Source organism: Planktothrix sp. PLAVEN19ND (assembly GCF_057220675.1).
This window is the reverse complement of the sequence record NZ_CM170132.1, coordinates 2,667,012-2,685,943: the sequence shown is the minus strand read 5'-3', so window position 1 is coordinate 2,685,943 and position 18,932 is coordinate 2,667,012. Positions and strand designations below refer to the sequence as shown.

General features: G+C 38.6%; 17 protein-coding genes and 1 tRNA gene. 11 read left to right on the top strand and 7 right to left on the bottom strand.

All coding sequences use genetic code 11. The annotated features are described in order from the left end of the window. Positions 1–98: 98 nt before the first annotated feature. From AC2D3N_RS11720 to AC2D3N_RS11710, 3 genes are all read left to right on the top strand, one after another. Entirely contained in the window at positions 99–293 is a 195-nt protein-coding gene (locus AC2D3N_RS11720; protein ID WP_079677756.1) for a hypothetical protein, read from the top strand. A 28-nt stretch (positions 294–321) separates the two neighbouring features. After that, complete coding sequence (locus tag AC2D3N_RS11715; protein ID WP_079677755.1) at positions 322–1,368, top strand: M42 family metallopeptidase; 1,047 nt, start codon at positions 322–324, stop codon at positions 1,366–1,368. Between the two features lie 122 nt (positions 1,369–1,490). After that, positions 1,491–1,563 (top strand) — tRNA-Glu (locus AC2D3N_RS11710). A 69-nt stretch (positions 1,564–1,632) separates the two neighbouring features. On the opposite strand, the gene AC2D3N_RS11705 is transcribed toward AC2D3N_RS11710, so the two are convergent. Together AC2D3N_RS11705 and AC2D3N_RS11700 are read right to left on the bottom strand one after the other, a co-directional pair. Further along, positions 1,633–4,413: a hybrid sensor histidine kinase/response regulator gene (locus AC2D3N_RS11705; protein WP_484693661.1), complete on the bottom strand. Its 2,781-nt coding sequence runs from the start codon at positions 4,411–4,413 to the stop codon at positions 1,633–1,635. Positions 4,414–4,568: 155 nt separating this feature from the next. Then, complete coding sequence (locus AC2D3N_RS11700) at positions 4,569–6,899, bottom strand: diguanylate cyclase domain-containing protein (protein ID WP_484693660.1); 2,331 nt, start codon at positions 6,897–6,899, stop codon at positions 4,569–4,571. A 210-nt stretch (positions 6,900–7,109) separates the two neighbouring features. Between AC2D3N_RS11700 and AC2D3N_RS11695 the strand changes: the two genes are divergently transcribed. Continuing rightward, positions 7,110–8,120, top strand: a complete 1,011-nt coding sequence (locus AC2D3N_RS11695; protein ID WP_484693659.1) for an aldo/keto reductase — start codon at positions 7,110–7,112, stop codon at positions 8,118–8,120. Between the two features lie 68 nt (positions 8,121–8,188). On the opposite strand, the gene AC2D3N_RS11690 is transcribed toward AC2D3N_RS11695, so the two are convergent. After that, positions 8,189–8,851 carry a hypothetical protein gene (locus AC2D3N_RS11690; protein ID WP_079677751.1) on the bottom strand — a complete coding sequence of 221 codons (663 nt, stop codon included), beginning with the start codon at positions 8,849–8,851 and terminating at the stop codon, positions 8,189–8,191. A gap of 186 nt (positions 8,852–9,037) precedes the next feature. Here AC2D3N_RS11690 and AC2D3N_RS11685 point away from each other — a divergent pair, with 186 nt between their 5' ends. Beyond that, on the top strand, positions 9,038–9,577 hold the full coding sequence (locus AC2D3N_RS11685) for a GIY-YIG nuclease family protein (protein WP_079677750.1): 540 nt from the start codon (positions 9,038–9,040) through the stop codon (positions 9,575–9,577). A 178-nt stretch (positions 9,578–9,755) separates the two neighbouring features. Here the strand turns inward: AC2D3N_RS11685 and AC2D3N_RS11680 are convergent, their stop codons facing one another. Continuing rightward, positions 9,756–10,283 (bottom strand): hypothetical protein, encoded by a 528-nt coding sequence (locus tag AC2D3N_RS11680; RefSeq protein WP_484693658.1) that lies wholly within the window; start codon positions 10,281–10,283, stop codon positions 9,756–9,758. A 44-nt stretch (positions 10,284–10,327) separates the two neighbouring features. Beyond that, entirely contained in the window at positions 10,328–10,732 is a 405-nt protein-coding gene (locus tag AC2D3N_RS11675) for an NIL domain-containing protein (protein ID WP_079677748.1), read from the bottom strand. 198 nt (positions 10,733–10,930) lie between these two features. Here AC2D3N_RS11675 and AC2D3N_RS11670 point away from each other — a divergent pair, with 198 nt between their 5' ends. The 3 genes from AC2D3N_RS11670 to AC2D3N_RS11660 all read left to right on the top strand — a co-directional run bounded on the left by AC2D3N_RS11670 (position 10,931) and on the right by AC2D3N_RS11660 (position 14,383). After that, positions 10,931–11,527: a thioredoxin family protein gene (locus AC2D3N_RS11670; RefSeq protein ID WP_079677747.1), complete on the top strand. Its 597-nt coding sequence runs from the start codon at positions 10,931–10,933 to the stop codon at positions 11,525–11,527. A 104-nt stretch (positions 11,528–11,631) separates the two neighbouring features. Then, entirely contained in the window at positions 11,632–12,582 is a 951-nt protein-coding gene (locus AC2D3N_RS11665) for an ABC transporter ATP-binding protein (protein WP_484693657.1), read from the top strand. A 40-nt stretch (positions 12,583–12,622) separates the two neighbouring features. Beyond that, on the top strand, positions 12,623–14,383 hold the full coding sequence (locus AC2D3N_RS11660; protein WP_484693656.1) for a hypothetical protein: 1,761 nt from the start codon (positions 12,623–12,625) through the stop codon (positions 14,381–14,383). 31 nt (positions 14,384–14,414) lie between these two features. On the opposite strand, the gene AC2D3N_RS11655 is transcribed toward AC2D3N_RS11660, so the two are convergent. Both AC2D3N_RS11655 and hpsJ-B read right to left on the bottom strand, forming a co-directional pair. Next, the gene (locus AC2D3N_RS11655) at positions 14,415–15,311 is read right to left on the bottom strand and encodes a glycosyltransferase family 2 protein (RefSeq protein WP_484693655.1); all 897 of its coding nucleotides are present in this window, start codon (positions 15,309–15,311) and stop codon (positions 14,415–14,417) included. A 151-nt stretch (positions 15,312–15,462) separates the two neighbouring features. After that, complete coding sequence (hpsJ-B, locus tag AC2D3N_RS11650) at positions 15,463–16,296, bottom strand: hormogonium polysaccharide biosynthesis protein HpsJ (RefSeq protein ID WP_079677743.1); 834 nt, start codon at positions 16,294–16,296, stop codon at positions 15,463–15,465. 182 nt (positions 16,297–16,478) lie between these two features. Between hpsJ-B and rfaE2 the strand changes: the two genes are divergently transcribed. From rfaE2 to AC2D3N_RS11635, 3 genes are all read left to right on the top strand, one after another. Further along, positions 16,479–16,967, top strand: a complete 489-nt coding sequence (gene rfaE2 / locus AC2D3N_RS11645; RefSeq protein WP_484693654.1) for a D-glycero-beta-D-manno-heptose 1-phosphate adenylyltransferase — start codon at positions 16,479–16,481, stop codon at positions 16,965–16,967. A gap of 81 nt (positions 16,968–17,048) precedes the next feature. After that, the gene (locus AC2D3N_RS11640; RefSeq protein WP_484693653.1) at positions 17,049–17,783 is read left to right on the top strand and encodes a GUN4 N-terminal ARM-like repeat domain-containing protein; all 735 of its coding nucleotides are present in this window, start codon (positions 17,049–17,051) and stop codon (positions 17,781–17,783) included. Positions 17,784–17,872: 89 nt separating this feature from the next. Beyond that, complete coding sequence (locus tag AC2D3N_RS11635) at positions 17,873–18,892, top strand: ABC transporter ATP-binding protein (protein WP_484693652.1); 1,020 nt, start codon at positions 17,873–17,875, stop codon at positions 18,890–18,892. The last annotated feature ends 40 nt before the right edge of the window (positions 18,893–18,932 follow it).

Genomic DNA, 18,932 nt, shown 5'->3' with positions numbered 1-18,932 from the left:
GTGTCTTTGTATCTTTGTGGTTGAATTAGCCTTAAATCCCTATCTTCTTCATTGCCCATTTCCTATGCCCCCAAAAAACACATTAATTTTAACCTAAAATGTTTGATTCCTTGACTGACCCTTCTGTAATTTTAACTTTGGCAATTCTTCATGGTATTATTGGCACGATTGCAGCCTTTGTCGCCCAAAAAAAAGGACGCAGTTATCCCCGATGGTTAATGATTGGATTAATTGGTGGAACCCCCGCTTTAATTGTGGCATTATTATTAAAACCTACTACTGATAATTTTTGATGGGATGATGGAATTGAGGACAAATGAAATGGATTATCAGGTTTTATTTGAAACCATTGAAGACTTAGTTTTGCAACATTCTCCGAGTGGGGTAGAATCGGAAATTAATCAATGGTTATTAGAACGATTTTCTCAACTGGGGGTAGAGGTTTGGCGAGATCAAGCAGATAATATTATTGCCAAAATTCCTGGTAAAACTTCAGAAAGAGCGATCGCCATTACCGCCCATAAAGATGAAATTGGCATGATTGTCAAAACCATTGGAGAAAAAGGACGGGTTTCCGTTAGAAAATTAGGCGGATCATTTCCTTGGGTTTATGGGGAAGGAGTGGTAGATTTATTAGGAGATTATCAAACTATTAGCGGGATTCTTAGCTTTGGTTCTCGTCATATTTCCCATGAATCTCCTCAAAAAGTTTACCAGGAAGAAAAAGCCTTGAAATGGGAAGATACTTGGATTGAAACCAAATGTACAACGGCAGAATTAGCAACCGCAGGAATTCGCCCAGGAACCCGGGTAGTTGTGGGAAAACATCGCAAAAAACCCATCCGAATTAAAGATTATATTGCCAGTTATACCCTCGATAATAAAGCGTCTCTGGCGATTTTATTAGCCTTAGCAGAAACCGTTAAACATCCCCCCATTGATGTGTATTTAGTGGCTTCAGCCAAGGAGGAAGTGGGAGCTATTGGGGCCTTATATTTTACCCAAAGACAAACCTTAGAGGCGTTAATTGCCTTGGAAATTTGCCCCCTGGCACCGGAATATCCCATTGAAGGGGATGAAAAACCGGTGTTGCTGTCCCAGGATAACTATGGTGTTTATGACGAGGGTTTGAATCGTCAATTACGACAGGCGGCGACCACCGCCGGAGTGCCGTTACAATTGACGATCCTTAGTGGCTTTGGAAGTGATGCTTCTATTGCCATGAAATTTGGCCATGTTGCCCGGGCGGCTTGCTTGGGTTTCCCGACTCAAAACACCCATGGCTATGAAGTGGCGCATTTGGGGGCGATCGCTAATTGTATTAAAGTGCTAAAAGCCTTCTGTGAGAAGGATTTTAGCCCAATTTAAAAAAGATCAAACAAATTTTGCTCAAAGGGTTGACACCGATAAAAATATAGGCTACATTAATAAAGGTGAAAGGCGAGTAACCAAAACTCAACCGAGAAAAAGTTAACCGCAAAACACCCTAAGCCCCCATCGTCTAGAGGCCTAGGACACCTCCCTTTCACGGAGGCGACAGGGATTCGAATTCCCTTGGGGGTACTGAATATAAAATAGAGCCTGGGATTATCTATTAATCTCGGGTTTTATTTTTGGGCTTTGAATAACCGATCAAACAGAAGCAGATTGAGACAAAAAGACCGTTATCGTATCTGAAATCACATCATACCGAAAATTATGTGCTAAATGGGTGATGGTATGGACTAAATGACTCTGATCGGTGGGAATTTTTTCTAATATTTCAAAAATTAATTGATCATCGAGTTGAATTGTGGCTTGATGCAGTTGTGCAATTAAATCTAAAGGGATTGGACTAAAATCAGAGGGTTGTAGAGTCAGATCGGATTTAGAAACAAGATTCTGATCTTGATATTCAGGATATTGATATTTTATGCCTAAATGGTGAGCAATTTTTTCTAATAAAAGGGATTTCTGCACAGGTTTACTAACATAGTCTTCACATCCAATGGCTAAAATTTTGGCTTTTTCTTCGTCAAATATACTCGCTGTCACCGCAATAATTACTGGGTTTGATTCTGTAGATTGGGATTTAATGGATTGAGTGGCATTAAATCCATTTATGATCGGCATATTCATATCCATGAGGATTAATTGAGGAGACCAACTTAAAGTAATGGCGATCGCTTCTTCTCCATTTTTTGCCTCTTGAATTTCAAATCCAATGGGTTCTAAAATTCCCCGCAGCACTTGGCGATTTTCCCATCGATCATCGGCAACTAAAACCCGATAAATTTGGGTATTATTGGCAATTCCAATGATGGGTTGATTCAGACTATTAAATTGATAACTCTCTACGTCTTCAGTTAAGATTACGGGAATTTGAAAATAAAATATGGTTCCTTTACCAATACTACTTTTAACCTGAATTTCTCCGCCAATAAGTTGAATAAATTGTCGGCTGATGGATAATCCTAAACCCGTTCCTTCTGCGGCTTTCTGTCCGGCTTTGGTTTGAATAAATGCTTCAAAAATACTCTCTAGTTGGTCTGCTTCAATTCCTACTCCTGTGTCTTCGACTTCAAATTTAAGCATCACTTCTTCCGAGGAGTTTAAATCATCATTTAATCCTCTTTTGACCCGTAAAATAACTGAACCATTATCGGTGAATTTAATGGCATTGCCCAATAAATTAATCAGGATTTGGCGTAATTTTTTTTCATCGGTTTCTATATATTGAGGCACATTATCATCCCGGTCAATAATTAAATCTAAGCCCTTAGATTCCGCTCTTAAGTTTAACATTTGTCGAATTAATTCCAGTAGGTGATAGAGGTTGAAACTACTAAAATCAAGAGAAATATGACCGGATTCAATTTTAGCCATATCGAGAACATCATTGATTAAAGATAATAAATGTTCTCCACTTCGACTAATAATTTGGGTATACTCTTTTTGTTCCGAATCGAGGCTATGATGGTTATTTAGTATTCCCGCAAATCCTAATATAGCATTCAAGGGAGTTCGCAATTCATGACTCATGCGTGCTAAAAATTCACTTTTGGCATGGTTGGCAACCTCCGCTATCTCTTTCGCTTGCTTCAGTTCTAAGGTACGTTCTTCCACTCTTTCTTCTAATACGAGATTAGTTTTTTCTAAAGTAATAAAATAATCCCTTAATTGTTGTGCCATTTGATTAAAAGTTTCAGCTAAAATTCCTAATTCGTCGGAGCGATTTAGGTTAATTTTTTGTTCAAAATTTCCCTGGGAAAAAGCGATCGCAGCTTCTTTTAAACGGGTCAAAGGAATCAAAATCCAACGAGAAGTTATTAAACCCACTAAAGTTGCTATCAGGAGAGCAACAATACTGAGTAAAATAGTTGTGCGTGTATTTTGATTAATTTGCTGCATAAAATCTGATTCGGGAACCACAACAACAATTAACCAATCTAAACCCACCTGATCTCTCCAAGGTGTAACTTGAACAAAATATTTTTCTCCGGCTTGAGTAAAAATGAAATTTTGTTTCTGTTTGATTTTAGCTAAATCAATAAAATATTGCCCTAAGTATTTGCTAGTTAAACGAATTAAATCATCTTTGATTTCCGTTCCTTTCATGCGTTTGGCTTGTTCTTTAACTAAATAATAGGACGGAGCATTGCTGGAACTGGCGACCAATAAACCATTGCGTTCTAAAATAAAAATTTTTCCCGATGAACTAATTTTTAGAGTTTTTAAAAAATCACTAATTTGAGATAATTGCTGGTCAACACTTAATACCCCAATCAATTTTTTATCTTCAGTATAGAGGGGTTGACTATAGGAAATAGAAATATATTGGGGATAGCCTTCCCAATTATAAATTTTACTCCAAACGGCGTGACCAACTTTTACTGGATCACTATACCAGGCTTCTGGTTTAAAATTATAGCTATCGGCAATATCATAGGGTGGTTGGATAAAATTTCCTTGAAGATCAGTTTTATAGGAAAAACTCTTGCCTCCAGTACGTTTTTGGGAAACTTCACTAATTTCTAAATGACCTTCAGGATATCGACCTGCACCAATAAATTCCCCTGTGGAACTGCCAAAACTAATATAACCCACATCAGGAAAAACTTTCAGTTGTTGCCAAAAATATTTTCCAGTAGTTTGAAAATTATTCAGATTTAATAATCCTAATTTAATAGCTTCTTGATTCAGTTTGTTAATAGAAATTGGAATTGATAAATAAGTATTGAGATGATCTTCTAGGCGAGAGCTAATTTCCCGTTGTAATTGATTTGCTAAATCATAGACAGCCTTTTGTCCATTCTGAAAAGATAGCCAACTGACTAAGCCAACGGAACTAAAAATTAACACTGAAAAGGGAACAACCAAAACATAACGTAACGGAATTTTAATCAGAGATTTAACTAAATAGGGGTGGGACATTAAGATCACAGTAACATCATGAATAGGAGATGAGGGAATAGTTTTTAGGCTGTGCTTCGGGTCACCCAGATAAAGGTATTTGATATTAAGACATTCACCTTGAATGAAATGGTCAAGACTAGGGGTTTCCATCAAGCTCTGGTATTACTAATATTCTATTCTCCGTTATGTACAATATAACGATTTCTTCCCTCTCTTTTAGCTTGATAGAGAGCTTGGTCGGTCACCTCAATCACAACTTGAAAGGAGGAGTCAAGGGAAGGAATCAAACTAGCAATTCCCATACTGACGGTGAGGTTTGAACTAATTAAAGATGTCCGATGGGGAATTTTAAGAGATTCCAGGGTTTGAATAATTAAATCAGCCACTTGAACTGCTCCTGTGGCAGAGGTTTGAGGTAAAATAATTGCAAATTCTTCTCCTCCATAGCGAGCGACTAAATCCCCGGGACGACGCACCGTTTCATCCAGAGCTTGAGCCACTTTAATTAAACATTCATCTCCTGCTAAATGACCATAGGTATCGTTATATTGTTTAAAGTAATCAACATCACAAAGAATTAATGCTAAGGGTTGTTGTTCTCGGGTGGCACGCTTCCATTCTTGGATCAAATATTCATCAAATCGACGTCGATTTGCCACCTGAGTCAGTCCATCCATCATCACTAACCCTTGTAATCGTTGATTGGCAACTTGTAATTGTTGATAAAGTTGTGATTGTTGAATTGCCACTTGCAATTGCTCAACTAAGGTACAGGCTAATTCAACTTCTGTATCTTGCCAAATCCAGGTTTGGTGATGACGATATAAACTTAAACTTCCCCAAATTGAGAAACCAACTAATAATGGTACAATTAATAAAGCCCCAGGGTTTTTCTCTGCTAAATCTTGATTTAAAGGACGAATAACATCCTGTTTAAAGTTAGAAATCCGAATCACTTTTTGTTTTTTTAATTCAGCTAAAATTAAGTTGTTATTGTCAGGAATTATCATTTCAACTATATTAGGAATTTCTGGATTTTGAGTGGTACTTGCCACCACACACCAGTGGTTTTGATCGGGGAGATATTGGGCAATAGATACCCGATCTACACCTAATAATTGACCGATTTCAAAGGTGGCAGTGGAGAAAATAGTTGTTAGGTCTAAGGACTGACTAATGGCTTGAATCACACGCCTTAATCCTCTTTCCCATTGAGCTTGAGCTTGGGTTTGCTCATACAATTGACTTTGATGAATCGCAATGGAAACTTGGGCCGCAATTTGTTCGAGTAAATCCAATTCCCAATAGGCCCATTGTCGAGGACAAGCACAATGATGAACCATTAAAAATCCCCAGAGTATTTCTCCTTTGATAATCGGAACTCCTAAACAAGCTCGAACTTGATACTGTTCAAACCACTGTAAATATTCTGGTTTACAGTTAATGGTATAAACATCAGAAATATTATGAAGACATCCTTGACTAAAGGGAATAACACATTGTTCTTGAGTTAAATAGGTACTAGGAATTTTATTTCCCCACAAAGATATCCATTCTGCACCAACAGATTGTACAATGACTGTGGCATCTTGAGGAGACTCAAATTGATAAATTAAAACTCGATCGGTTTGTAATAACTTACGAATTTCTATAACGGTAGTATTCAATATTTCTTTTAGGTTTAATGACTGACGAATCCGTTGAGTAATTTCTGTAATCACTCGTTCCCGTTTGAGCAGTTGACGCAGGGTTTCTTCAATTTGTTTACGTTCAGTAATCTCCAAAAAAGTTCCAAATAGTTCAATAACTTGACCTTGCTGATTAATTATACCTTGGCATTTAATTAAAATATAATGCAGGGAACCATCGGGGTGAAAAATCCGAATTTCCTGATCAAACTTTTCGCCAGTATTTATTGCTTTTTCTATGCGATGACGAATGATTTCTCGATCATCGGGATGGGTAAAAATTTGCAGTAATTCCTCATAACTCGGAACAGGTTGATCAGAACTTAATCCATGAATCGAAAAGGCTTCCTCTGACCAATAAATCTGTTGAGTTACTAGATCATAAGACCAACTGCCTAAATGAGCCAGTTTTTGAGCTTCTGCCAGGGCTAAATTCGTTTTTTGTAGGGTTTCTTCTACCTGTTTGTGCTCGCCAATATCTCGAATCACCGCGACAACAGAATGATCAGATAATGGAGAAAGATTAGCAGAAAACCAAATATTTTTTTCTTCAATTTCCAAACAATATTCCAAGAGAATAGTTCCTTGGGTTTGAAGCACAGTTTGAATTGTCTCTAAGATATAATCGGCTAGGGGTTGAGGGAAAACTTCATGCAAGGTTTTACCTAAAATTTCATCAACGGGTTTATATAAAAGTTTGGGCTGATTTGTAATCACATTTAGATAACGTCCTTGATGATCTAAAGTTAATACTAAATCTGACATGGCTGCAAAAATAGCCCGTAGTTCGGCTTCTGATAACAAACTAGAATTCATAGTTGTCTGAAACAATTTTTTGCTCAAAACCATAACGATTAACTTGATTTTCTGTAACTGCTTATTTGGGGAAGGCGACTCAAGGCACGCTTAGAAATTCTATTGTGGCTTAAATTTATCAAATTGTCATGCTATGTTATAGATCTTTAAAGTTAAACGTTATGTTATTTATGTTATATTGATCACTATTTAGTTTAAACGAAAGAACCTATGAAACTTCCCGATTCTAGTCGTTTTCAATTCACAGAAGACCTGAATATTTGTCGTATTTTAAACGGAATGTGGCAAGTCTCCGGTGCCCATGGTCGAATTAACCCCACCGTTGCCATTGAGAGTATGTTTAAATACCTAGACGCGGGATATACCACTTGGGATCTGGCTGATCATTATGGCCCGGCGGAGGATTTTATTGGGGAATTTAGGCGACAATTAATTACCACCCGTGGACAGGAAGCCTTATCCCAAGTACAAGCCTTTACGAAATGGGTTCCCCGTCCTGGTAAAATGACCAAAGCCCTGGTGGAAAAAAATATTGATATTTCCCGTCAACGCATGGGAGTTGATTGTCTCGATTTACTACAATTTCATTGGTGGGATTATCGAGATCAAAATTATTTAGATGCTTTAAATTATCTAGCGCAACTACAAACTGAAGGTAAAATTAAACATTTAGCGTTAACTAATTTTGATACCCAACACTTAAAAATTATTGTTGAAAATGGGATTAAAATTGTATCCAATCAAGTACAATTTTCTTTGGTTGATCGCCGTCCTTTAGCTCAAATGACCGAATTTTGTCAAGCTCATAATATTAAGTTACTTCCCTATGGTGTGGTTTGTGGCGGTTTTTTATCGGAAAAATATTTGGGAAAATCCGAACCGAATGGCTTTAGTTTGGAAACCGTTAGCTTGAAAAAATATAAAAATATGATTGATGCTTGGGGAGGATGGAATTTATTTCAAACTCTCTTAAAAACTTTAAATGCGATCGCTCAAAAATACCAAGTAACAATTCCTAATATTGCAGTTCGTTATATCCTAGAACAGCCCACTGTTGCTGGAGCCATGGTGGGGACAAGATTAGGGCTTTCTGACCATATCAAAGATAATGCTAAAGTCTTTGAATTTAGTCTCGACCCCGAAGATTATCAAAATATTAATTCTGTTCTTTCCCAAGATCTCATGCAAATAATTGGTGATTGTGGTGACGAATATCGATAAATCCCTTGATATTTTCCCTCACTAATCCCCCCTAAGCCCCATAAAAAATGGGGGGATAAGATTAAAATTTAACGATTTTTTAACTCCTTAACCGCATTAACTAAGCGTTTAATATAAGGTTTAATTAGGGTTTGCTGTTCCGTTTGTAAGGCATTAACCTGTTCAGAAATCTGATCTATTTGTATTTGCATGGTGGCTGAATCTGTAATTGACTGACTTACAAATGCTTCTAAAGTTGTGTTTAAAGATTCTTGATCGTTTTTTTCAAAATTAAGTCCCGAGGTCTCCATCGATGTTTTCAATTCATCAATTGTTTCTTGGATTAACTGAAAGCGCACATTCATCACTTCCCAATCATCTTGTCGCAGAGCGTTTTTTTCTAACCCTTTAGTCACCCGTTGTAACTCCGTCAGGACATCCGTAATCGGATCAAGTTCGTTCGACTCCGGGGGTAGCAGTTGAATTTGTTGATGGAGCGATTCTACCACCATCCGAACATCCGTAATCGCTGCATCCATATCTTGACGCATATCCTGTTCAAACCGTTGGCGATTCACCACATTTAAAATCAAGGCTAAAGTTAGGGGAGTCCCAGCAAACAGAATAGGCTGATACCACGCAGCAATGAGTGTTCCCACTGCTGTCCCCGCAATAGAAACATACTCTGCTAACTTCCACCCATCGACTGGGTGGCGCGACGGTTTTAATAATTCTTCTTCACTATTCTGCATGGTCGTGGCTGACTTAATACAATCTTAGAGTTATGCTAACTCAAATTCCACAATAATCCTTAAACCAGTTCAAAAATTCTGACTCAAACCTTAATCTGGAGCTTGGCTTAATAAAACTTTAGTATCCAATTTTCAGAAATCGAGACCAATACCTTTAAAATTAGGGAGAAAGCATTTTTTGGATCAATGACTACTCCCACCGAAATTCCTTCCCTTAATAGTTTAGATTATATCCCCTATCTGGATGAAAATGGCAAAATTCCTGAATTCCTCCAAGGGAAAATCGGAGTTTATGCTATTTTTAATTTAGATAAAAATTTAAAATATGTAGGTTATTCTCGGGATATATATTTGAGTTTAAAACAACATTTTATTCGTCAAAATCAAGGCTGCTATTGGTTAAAATTACAAACTATTGAACGTCCGAGTCGAACTATTTTAGAAGGGATTCAAAAGGCTTGGATTGATGAAAATGGTTCAATTCCTCCCGGAAATGGGGAAGATGAAGCTCTCTGGAATGATCCGATTCAAGTTAAACCTTTTATGACCCCAGAAGAACAAGATCAGTATCAAAAAACTGATGAAATCGGTCAAGAAAAACTTTTAAAACAAATTGCCCGTCGTGTAGAAGGACAGATTTTATCCGAACTCAAAACCCGAGGATTACAAGAGGAAATTCGCTTTAATCCCAAATTAAAAACCAGTGGATTATTAGATTTAAAATAATCGGTTAATTCAGTTATCAGTTATCAGTTAAAGAGTTTACAGATCAAACTTATATTTTTTCCATTCCCCATTCCCCATTCCCCATTCCCCATTCCCCATTCCCCATTCCCCATTCCCCATTCCCCATTCCCCATTCCCCATTCCCCATTCCCCATTCCCCATTCCCCATTCCTTATATTTAATTTTCAGGGAGGGGAATTTCTCCATGATAGGGAACATGAATACATCCTAAATGAAAGGGTAAACAAAACTGGGATTCTAAATGCCCAAAGGAAAAATAGTGATTCAATCCCCATCCTAATATTAAACCCAGGGTAGATAATATCGATAAAATAACAAAAGATTGCCAATCTTTAAATCGGGCAGTTTGTAATTCTAATCGAGCTAAAGCTGTCGCCGAAACCATTAATAAAATATTAATAGAAACCTTGATCCAGGTCAGCATAAATACACCCAGAATAGAGATGAACACAATCATTAAAAATGTTCCTAAATCCGTTCTGATTTTATTTAAAATAAATGAATTAAGTTTATTCAATGGCAGGGTAAAGAATAAATCAATTAACCAAATTAACGCTAAAAATAGACCAGAAACTAAGGAATACCAACTCGATTCAAATAAAAACCAACCAAAATGTAGACAAGTCACGAGAAGTAATCCAAAGGAAAACCAAGTAATAATTGTAATTTCTTGTTTTGATTTCATTGAAAGATTAGGATAAAAAATAAGTTTTTAGATGCAATTTCCCTTCAAAGATTAGTAGAAATTGCCTGAAGGGGACAGGTCGGAATACATTGTTCACAAACAATACACCGTGAGCGAGTAAAGGTCAAATAAAAGGTTTCTGGATTTAGGGTTAAAGCATCTGTCGGACAAACTCCAGTACAGAGTCCACAATCCACACAACTTTGCTCATCAATGATAATCTCCCGTCCGACTAAAGAAACTCCAATATTTTGAGTTTGCATCCACTCAATAGCAGACTCTAGTTCATCGATATCTCCTGATAATTCTACCACTAATTTTCCGACTTGATTCGGAGCAACTTGAGCGCGAATAATATTAGCAGCTACATTAAAATCCTTAGCTAATCTATAGGTAATCGGCATTTGAATAGAACGTTTGGGAAACGTCAACGTCACTCGTTTTTTCATGTTATTAGTCCTAAATTTATTTCTGTCCCATAGTCCATTTCAGGATGGGTTAGTATTGCACTACAGACTTTTATGCCTTTTATATTTCATTGACTTTTCTATTTTACAACAATTTTCAGAAGAACGTTAATCAATTTGGTTCAAAATTTTGTTAAACTAAAATCATCAATAATAATTATCATCTTTGACGATATCAACATGAACGAAAACCCATTACATTCAACCTCCTCAACGGAACCTTCTGATTTAGCCAAACGAATCAGAAACTTTTTAATTATTATCGCAGCTATCATTCTGAGTCTCTCGGTTTTCTTAGGAATTCGTAGCGAAGCCACCTCCACTTCCCTCCCTCAACTCGTAGAAGAATCAATTCCCCTAGATATTGCCTTGAGTAATAGCAAACCGACTTTAATGGAATTTTATGCAAATTGGTGTACCAGTTGTCAAACTATGGCACCAGAATTAAGCGAAATCAAACATAAATATTCTGAAAAACTCAATTTTGTGATGTTGAATGTTGATAATAGTAAATGGCTACCCGAACTCCTCAAATATCGAGTCGATGGCATTCCTCATTTCGTTTATTTGAATCAAAAAGCCGAAACAATTGCCCAAACTATCGGTGAAATTCCTCGCCCGATTTTAGAAGCCAATTTAGAGTCTTTAATCGCAGAAAATCCCCTTCCCTATACCCAAGCCAGTGGTCAAGTTTCTGCATTTAATTCTCCCCTAAATATTGATAACCCTAGCAGTAGTGATCCCCGTTCCCATGGTGCTCAGGTTCAATCAGAATAGAGAGAGACGCGCCGTGGCTCGTCTCTACATTCCGTAAATCGGTTAGAGTAGGTTGTAGAGGGAATCTAAGTTAAAACTTCAAACCCAATTCTTCTTATATTGCTATGGCGAAAGAACTTGCAATTCAAACCCGGGGACTAACAAAACGATTTGAGCGCCATCTGGCGGTTAATGATTTAGATTTACAAATTCCCATGGGAGAAGTCTATGGATTAATTGGGCCCAATGGAGCCGGAAAAACTACATTATTGCGGATGTTAGCCACCATAGAAGAACCCACAAAAGGGGAAATTTATATTAATGGAGAAGCTGTATCCCGGGATCATACCAATCCTAAAATCAAACAACGTTTAGGGTATTTACCCGATGATTTTCCTCTCTATGATGATTTGACAGTTTGGGATTATTTAGATTACTTTGCTCGATTATATTATCTGCGGGAACCTCGACGGACTCAACGAATTTATGAAGTCTTGGAAATCGTGCAGTTAACCCAAAAACGTAATCATTTAATTTCTACCCTTTCCCGGGGGATGAAACAACGATTGAGTTTAGGACGCACCATTATTCATGAACCTTTATTACTCTTTCTTGATGAACCCGTATCCGGTTTAGATCCGATTGCCCGAATGCAGTTTCGAGAGATTATTAAAAGTTTACATGAAGCGGGAATGACCATTGTGATTTCTTCCCATGTCTTAAGTGACTTGGAGGATTTTTGTAGCTATATTGGGATTATGGAATTGGGGTATCTGGTTGAAAGTGCATCAATACAAGACTTGTATAAACGTTTGAGTGTGCAGCATCTTTTTATTTCGACCTTGGGTAAAATGGAAATACTGATCGAGGAATTAAAACATCATTCCGGGGTGGAGAGTTGGGAAGTTTTGCCAGGGAAACAACAGGTAAAAGTTCAATTTTCAGGTACAGAGAAAGATGCAGCAATGTTATTGCGATCGCTGATTTCTGCTGAAGTTCCTTTAAGTGAATTTAATCGAATTCAAGAAAACTTAGAATCCATTTTCTTAAAACTCGGACACAAACAAGCCTCTTAAAAGCCATAAACCGTTCAATTTTATGTAGGAATAAAAAGTCATGAACCGTCTTTCTTTACCTCAATTTAATGAGTGGAACCCCCAACTGGTTCGAGAATTTAAAGGTCGATTTCAAGTTCGCAATATTCTGATAACAATTGGAATTTCTCTCCTCACCCAACTGACTATATTTTTGAGTCACCTGAACCAATTTCCTGGCATTAATCAGATTGTAATTAGTAGCCCATACTGTCCTTCTAAAAACCAACTATATACTCAATCTGAGACACAATACTGGAAGATTTATGATCAAATCAATGCCCTAGGTAATGCCGGAAAACGTCCCGATTTAGAAAAACAACTGCAAGACCTCGACAAAATCAGAGATGCGGTCTGTCCCCAGGATTTAATTGATTTTAACCGTTGGTTTACGGACTATTGGACAAGCATTTTTATCTGGATTAGTGTTGTAGCAGTTTTTGGCTTAATTGTGCTGGGAACCTATATGCTAATTAATGATTTAGCCACGGAAGAACGACGAGGAACCCTAAACTTTATTCGATTAAGTCCCCAATCGGCTCAGAATATTTTAACGGGTAAATTATTGGGTGTACCCATTTTATTATATCTGGGAGTTTTCCTCACGATTCCCTTTCATTTATGGGCGGGAATTTCTGCTCATATTTCCCTCCTAGAAATTTGTAGTTTCTATGGTTTAACCGTAGCCAGTTGTGCATTTTTCTATAGTTTAGCTTTATTAGTCGGAGTGACAACTAGCACCTGGTTACATGGGTTACAATCTTGGATTGGAAGTGGAATAACGTTAATTTTTCTATCCGCAGCTAATAGTAAACCCATTATCTCTGAAGGTTGGGATTGGCTGAATCTATTTTCTCCCCTGTGTCTGATTCGCTATCTAATTAATCAGACAGGAAATGATTACTCCAATTATCCTTTTAATCATGCCAATATTATTCAATTAAAATGGTTTGGATTGAATATAGGAGCCAATGGAATTTCCCTTCTAGCATTAGCCTTACTCAATTATGGGTTTTTAACCTATTGGATTTGGCAAGCCTTAAAACGCAACTATCAGCATCCTAATCTTCCGAGTTTAAGTAAACAACAGAGTTATCTATTAACCCTGAACTTTACGCTGATGAATCTAGGGTTTTCCCTCTCTAAATTTGAAGTAAATAATGGTTATTATGGGACTATTTTCATTGGTAATATTTTCCTGATTTTGGCTTTAATTTCAGCCCTATCTCCTCAACGACAAACCCTACAGGATTGGGTGCGATATCGACGGGAACGGAAAAAACATTGGCGGATGGATTTAGGAAAGGATTTAATTTGGGGTGAAAAAAGTCCGGCAATTGTGGCAATTTTGATTAATCTTTTGATTGCTTCTACAATTTGGATAGTCACAATTTTGCGGGTGGTTCCTTCTTCGGACAAAGGCGAAATGTTGTTAGCGGTTGCTTTACATTGTAGTTTTATGCTGCTTTGTGCCAGTATTGCTCAATTAATGGCAATGATGAAAACCCCAAAACGAACTTTATGGGCAACGGGTATGGTATTAGGGGTGATGATTATTCCCCTATTATTTATAGTTGTGGTGTTTTCCTCTAAACCTGATGACTATTATGCCGTTTTTGTGGTGTCTGCTATCTCTTTCATCTCAGTTTCGTCGGCTCCACTTTCTTTAATTCTCACCAGTTTTCTGGGTCAAGTCTTAATCACTATTCTGTGCAATATCCAACTGACTCGATTATTGAAAAAAGCGGGAGAATCGGAACTGAAAGCTCTAGTAAGTTCCTGAAATAAAAGCACCCTGAAGCATGAAATAAAAACTAAGAGTCTGATGTTCCCAGATTGGAGATAACTTTCTGGGACTCTGATTTTTCTGAAGTCTCTAAAACCCGATCATACAGTTGAGGAGAATTTTTAACTTCCCAAACTTTCAGCAAGATCAAATATTCATAAAATGCTTGTAAAACACACCAAGAAAACCCAGAACGACCATCTAAAATTCCCCCCAAGAAAAAGTACATATAAATAAAGCGAATCAGAGGTCTAAACGGTAAACGTAAGGATAAATCTTTTAAGGCTCGTCGTCGTTCAACTTCCGAACTTCCTAATAATAAATCCTTCCAATTAACTGTTCCCGTCTGTAACTGTCGCAGGGTTTCTACTGCTTCATCCGTTGAGTAACGATTGTGTTTATCAATCCAACGGGATAACCCTTTGCTACAGGTATAATGGGGATAGGTTTCTCGAATAAATCCCGTCGGGCCATCACAGACTTCCCGTTCCGTATGACCATAATCGGTAAACCAGACTTTATCCTTGCGAAACAGACGCATTTGATACCGGGGATATTGGGTACTACGTCGAATCCAATTCCCTAAAAATATCACCCTTTCAGCCACATAATATCCAATATAATCCTGACTTTGAATCGCTTGTAAACATTCTGCAAATAACTCAGGAGTCATTCGTTCATCGGCTTCTAAAATGTAGACCCAATCGTGTTTTGTCGGAATTTCCTGTAACATCCAGGTGCGTTGTTTCCCGTGACTTTCAAAACGATGTTGTAACACCCGAACTGGATACTGTTGGGCAATTTCAACGGTGCGATCTTGACTAAAGGAATCCACCACAATAATGTCATCCGACAACAGGGCGGAATCAATACAGTCTGCAATATCAATTTCTTCGTTGGCGGTGAGAATATAAATTGAAAACATGAAAAATGATAATAGGGAACAGGGAACAGGGAATAGGATTAATAAAATCTTGATTTTATTTCTGCCACTGATAACTGGTACGGGCGGGTTCTTTTAGATCTTTGTTAATCACCGCGCATCTTGATGAACCCGCCCCTACAAATGATAAATGTTAAGCTGTTGGTGTTTTGCGACGATTTCCACTGCGTAAAATTCCCAACCCTTTTAGTCCTGTCCAACCTAAAGTAATATAACCAATGGCTAACAATAAACTACTAATTCCAGTTCTCAAACTCGATTTTAAGGATTGAGTTTTAGCTTGTTTTTCCAGTTCTTGTTTGCGATCGCGAATTTGACCTAACAATTGTGTGGGTAAATTATCCGCCTGTTGATTCAAAAACTCCTCAACCGCCTTGGGATTAGATTTAGACTGTTCTAAGATTTGTCTAACTTCCTTAGGAAGATTCGGGTTGGCAAGGGCTTGATTCAGAGCCTCGGGATTTTGTGCTAACCCCGCAAGTTGATCTTTAAGCTGAGTTTTTTTCTGTTGAATTTGCTGCTGAAATTGGGGACTTCCGAGTTGATTTTCCAATTGAGTTTGAGCTTGAGTCGCTTGTTGACTAATTTCCGTGAGGGCTTCGGCTCTAGCTAAACGGGTATTATTGAGATGCAAAGGAAACAGTAAAAGATACAATAACCCTAATAAGCTCGCCAGCAATGCCACCCAAAATCTTAAACTCGCAAAGGGTTTAGCGGGTTTGATATTCCCCTCGGTGGCAGCATCCATCCAAAAAGCAATAAAAACTAAGGCCATGCCCACCATCGGGACAATGCCTCGATCTACTAAATCACTGGTGACGCTAATTTGCCAGCCTCGGTTGAGAAAATTGGGCGGAATCAAAATTACCAAAAAATCCACTAGGGACGAGAAAATCAAAATTACTCCAACCAGTTTCAGGATGAGAGAGGTTGTAGAAGAAAATTGACGGCTAGAAGTAGCTTTCATTGAATGATCCGTAAACTAAGTTATGATCTCGATTTGGGCTTGTTGATATATTCCCTGACCCTAAGTTTGTAGGGCTGGCTCGGAAATATTCGAGATTAAGATCAACAAACGTTACAATTCTAATCGGTTCAGACCTCTGGATAGATTGACTTGAGTAAATTCCCCCTCCCCAATCAACTGGAATGACTGCTTATCTTTACACCTTAACCGAATTACAACAAGACATCACCCTGAATCCTCAACGATGGCGTCCCCTGGTTTTTACCAATGGTTGTTTTGATTTAATTCATGCGGGTCATGTTCGCTATTTACAAGCGGCTAAGGCATTGGGGCGATCGCTGGTGGTCGGATTAAATAGCGATGTATCCGTCCAAAAGATTAAACCGCAAAAACCCGGACATCCTCCCCGCCCCATCGTCCCCGAAGCACAACGGGCTGAAGTCTTAGCGAGTCTCAAGCCCATCGATGGGGTGGTTATTTTTTCTGAAACCACCGCCGATCATCTCATTCAAACCCTAAAACCTGATATTTATGTCAAGGGAGGAGACTACACCTTAGAAACCCTGCCAGAAGCCCCGATTGTGCAAGCCTATGGAGGTCAAGTTGCCTTCATTAATATTGAAGTCCCCTCCTCCACCAGTGCCCTGATTCAACGGATTCTCAACGGTTAACTATTGCCTGCTCCTTGTACAATAAAGAGTCGATATTAAGAATTCCAGAGTCACTCCCAATTACCTAATGCCACGCTCCCTATGACTGACCTGACCACTTCCCCCCAACAAAACCATGCCATGAGTGCCGATGAATTGCGCTCCGGGCTTTTTGGTGCCTCATCCAAGGCTCAATTCCAACTATTAGAAACATTAACCCAAGGTGGGGAAACGGTTTGGGAGGTGTTAATGGAATTTTTATTAAAACAACAGTCTACCTCCCCAAGTCTAGTCAGTGGCAAGGTTTATCAAATTCTATATCGGGCGATTCCCACTTCTGAAAAAGTGAGTCATTTTTTAAAACTTCATTTCCCGACGGGCATTGTTTCCCTGGCCTCCGATGCTGGAATTGATTATATCCCCCTACAAACCTTACTCGCTCAACAAGACTTTTTAGAAGCGGATAAATTAAGCGTCCAAAAACTTTGTGAATTAGCCGGAAGTTCTGCGGTGCGACGAAAATGGCTGTATTTTTCCGAAATTGAACGCTTTCCCATCACGGATTTAAAAACCATTGATACCCTTTGGCGTATCCATTCCGAGGGTAAATTTGGCTATTCTGTCCAGCGAGAACTTTGGTTGGGCGTTAATAAAAATTGGGATAAATTATGGCCTAAAATTGGCTGGCGTGAAGGTCGCAATTGGACACGCTACCCCCAAGGATTTACCTGGGATTTAACCGCCCCGAAAGGTCATCTTCCCCTATCTAATCAATTACGAGGCGTTAGGGTCATCGAAGCCCTGCTCTCCCATAAAGCCTGGTCGCAGCCTCAATAATCAGCAGCTAAGGCGGGAAAAACCACAGAAAAGCCATAGTAGGAAATTGTTTAGAAGTGTTAAGCTAATTGATTATTTAAGCGTTGACTATGATTCCTGCTGTTCTGATTCAAAATTTAAAAAAATCCTATGGCACCTGTCCCGCCGTTAAAGATGTCTCTCTTGATGTCCAACCAGGGGAGATCTTTGGCCTGCTCGGGCCCAATGGAGCCGGAAAAACCACAACCCTACGGGCTTTGTGTACCTTAATTACTCCCGATGCTGGACGTTTGGAGGTTTCTGGTATTTCTGTGGTCGATCAACCGCGACTTGTTCGTCAACGCCTCGGTTATGTGGCCCAGGAGGTCGCCTTAGATAAGGTATTAACCGGGCGAGAGTTATTACAATTACAAGCCGCCCTCTATCATATCCCTCGCGCTAATATTGCCGAACGCATTCATCAAGTTACGGATTTATTAGGATTACAAGATTGGTTAGATCAAAAAACCGGAACCTATTCCGGGGGGATTCGCAAACGTTTAGATTTAGCTTCGGGTTTACTCCATCAACCGGATTTATTAGTATTAGATGAACCTACTGTCGGTTTAGATATTGAAAGTCGGGTGGTGGTCTGGAATTTTCTGCGTCAATTACGGGAAAATGGCACAACAATTTTAATTACAAGCCACTATTTAGAGGAAGTGGATGCTTTAGCTGACCGGGTAGCTATTATTGACCAAGGATTAGTGATTGCCCTGGGTACGCCTTCGGCTTTGAAAGATCAACTTGGAGGCGATCGCATTACCCTCAGAATTAGAGAATTTTCCCCGGTTGCAGAAGCAGAAACAGCCAAATCCCTATTACAATCTTTGCCTTTTGTACAGGAGATTATTATTAATCCGGCTCAAGGCAATTCTTTAAATTTAGTGGTTCAAACTCAAAGTGATGCTTTATTTACAATTCAACAGGCGTTAAAAGATGCGGGTTTACCCACCTTTGGAATTGCCCAATCTCGACCTAGTTTAGATGATGTTTATTTAGCTGCCACGGGTCGAACCTTACTCGATGCTGAAATTGCTGCTTCTAGTAATCGAGATTTGAAAGCCGAGAAAAAGAAAAGTATGCGTTAAGGCAATATTTTCTAAATTTTTGTAAGATATGTATACCGTA

Bases quoted from the DNA above. Each gene is read 5' to 3' on its own strand.
- AC2D3N_RS11720 (WP_079677756.1), top strand. From the start codon at position 99: ATGTTTGATTCCTTGACTGACCCTTCTGTAATTTTAACTTTGGCAATT.
- AC2D3N_RS11715 (WP_079677755.1), top strand. From the start codon at position 322: ATGGATTATCAGGTTTTATTTGAAACCATTGAAGACTTAGTTTTGCAA.
- AC2D3N_RS11705 (WP_484693661.1), bottom strand. From the start codon at position 4,413: ATGTCCCACCCCTATTTAGTTAAATCTCTGATTAAAATTCCGTTACGT.
- AC2D3N_RS11700 (WP_484693660.1), bottom strand. From the start codon at position 6,899: ATGAATTCTAGTTTGTTATCAGAAGCCGAACTACGGGCTATTTTTGCA.
- AC2D3N_RS11695 (WP_484693659.1), top strand. From the start codon at position 7,110: ATGAAACTTCCCGATTCTAGTCGTTTTCAATTCACAGAAGACCTGAAT.
- AC2D3N_RS11690 (WP_079677751.1), bottom strand. From the start codon at position 8,851: ATGCAGAATAGTGAAGAAGAATTATTAAAACCGTCGCGCCACCCAGTC.
- AC2D3N_RS11685 (WP_079677750.1), top strand. From the start codon at position 9,038: ATGACTACTCCCACCGAAATTCCTTCCCTTAATAGTTTAGATTATATC.
- AC2D3N_RS11680 (WP_484693658.1), bottom strand. From the start codon at position 10,283: ATGAAATCAAAACAAGAAATTACAATTATTACTTGGTTTTCCTTTGGA.
- AC2D3N_RS11675 (WP_079677748.1), bottom strand. From the start codon at position 10,732: ATGAAAAAACGAGTGACGTTGACGTTTCCCAAACGTTCTATTCAAATG.
- AC2D3N_RS11670 (WP_079677747.1), top strand. From the start codon at position 10,931: ATGAACGAAAACCCATTACATTCAACCTCCTCAACGGAACCTTCTGAT.
- AC2D3N_RS11665 (WP_484693657.1), top strand. From the start codon at position 11,632: ATGGCGAAAGAACTTGCAATTCAAACCCGGGGACTAACAAAACGATTT.
- AC2D3N_RS11660 (WP_484693656.1), top strand. From the start codon at position 12,623: ATGAACCGTCTTTCTTTACCTCAATTTAATGAGTGGAACCCCCAACTG.
- AC2D3N_RS11655 (WP_484693655.1), bottom strand. From the start codon at position 15,311: ATGTTTTCAATTTATATTCTCACCGCCAACGAAGAAATTGATATTGCA.
- hpsJ-B (WP_079677743.1), bottom strand. From the start codon at position 16,296: ATGAAAGCTACTTCTAGCCGTCAATTTTCTTCTACAACCTCTCTCATC.
- rfaE2 (WP_484693654.1), top strand. From the start codon at position 16,479: ATGACTGCTTATCTTTACACCTTAACCGAATTACAACAAGACATCACC.
- AC2D3N_RS11640 (WP_484693653.1), top strand. From the start codon at position 17,049: ATGACTGACCTGACCACTTCCCCCCAACAAAACCATGCCATGAGTGCC.
- AC2D3N_RS11635 (WP_484693652.1), top strand. From the start codon at position 17,873: ATGATTCCTGCTGTTCTGATTCAAAATTTAAAAAAATCCTATGGCACC.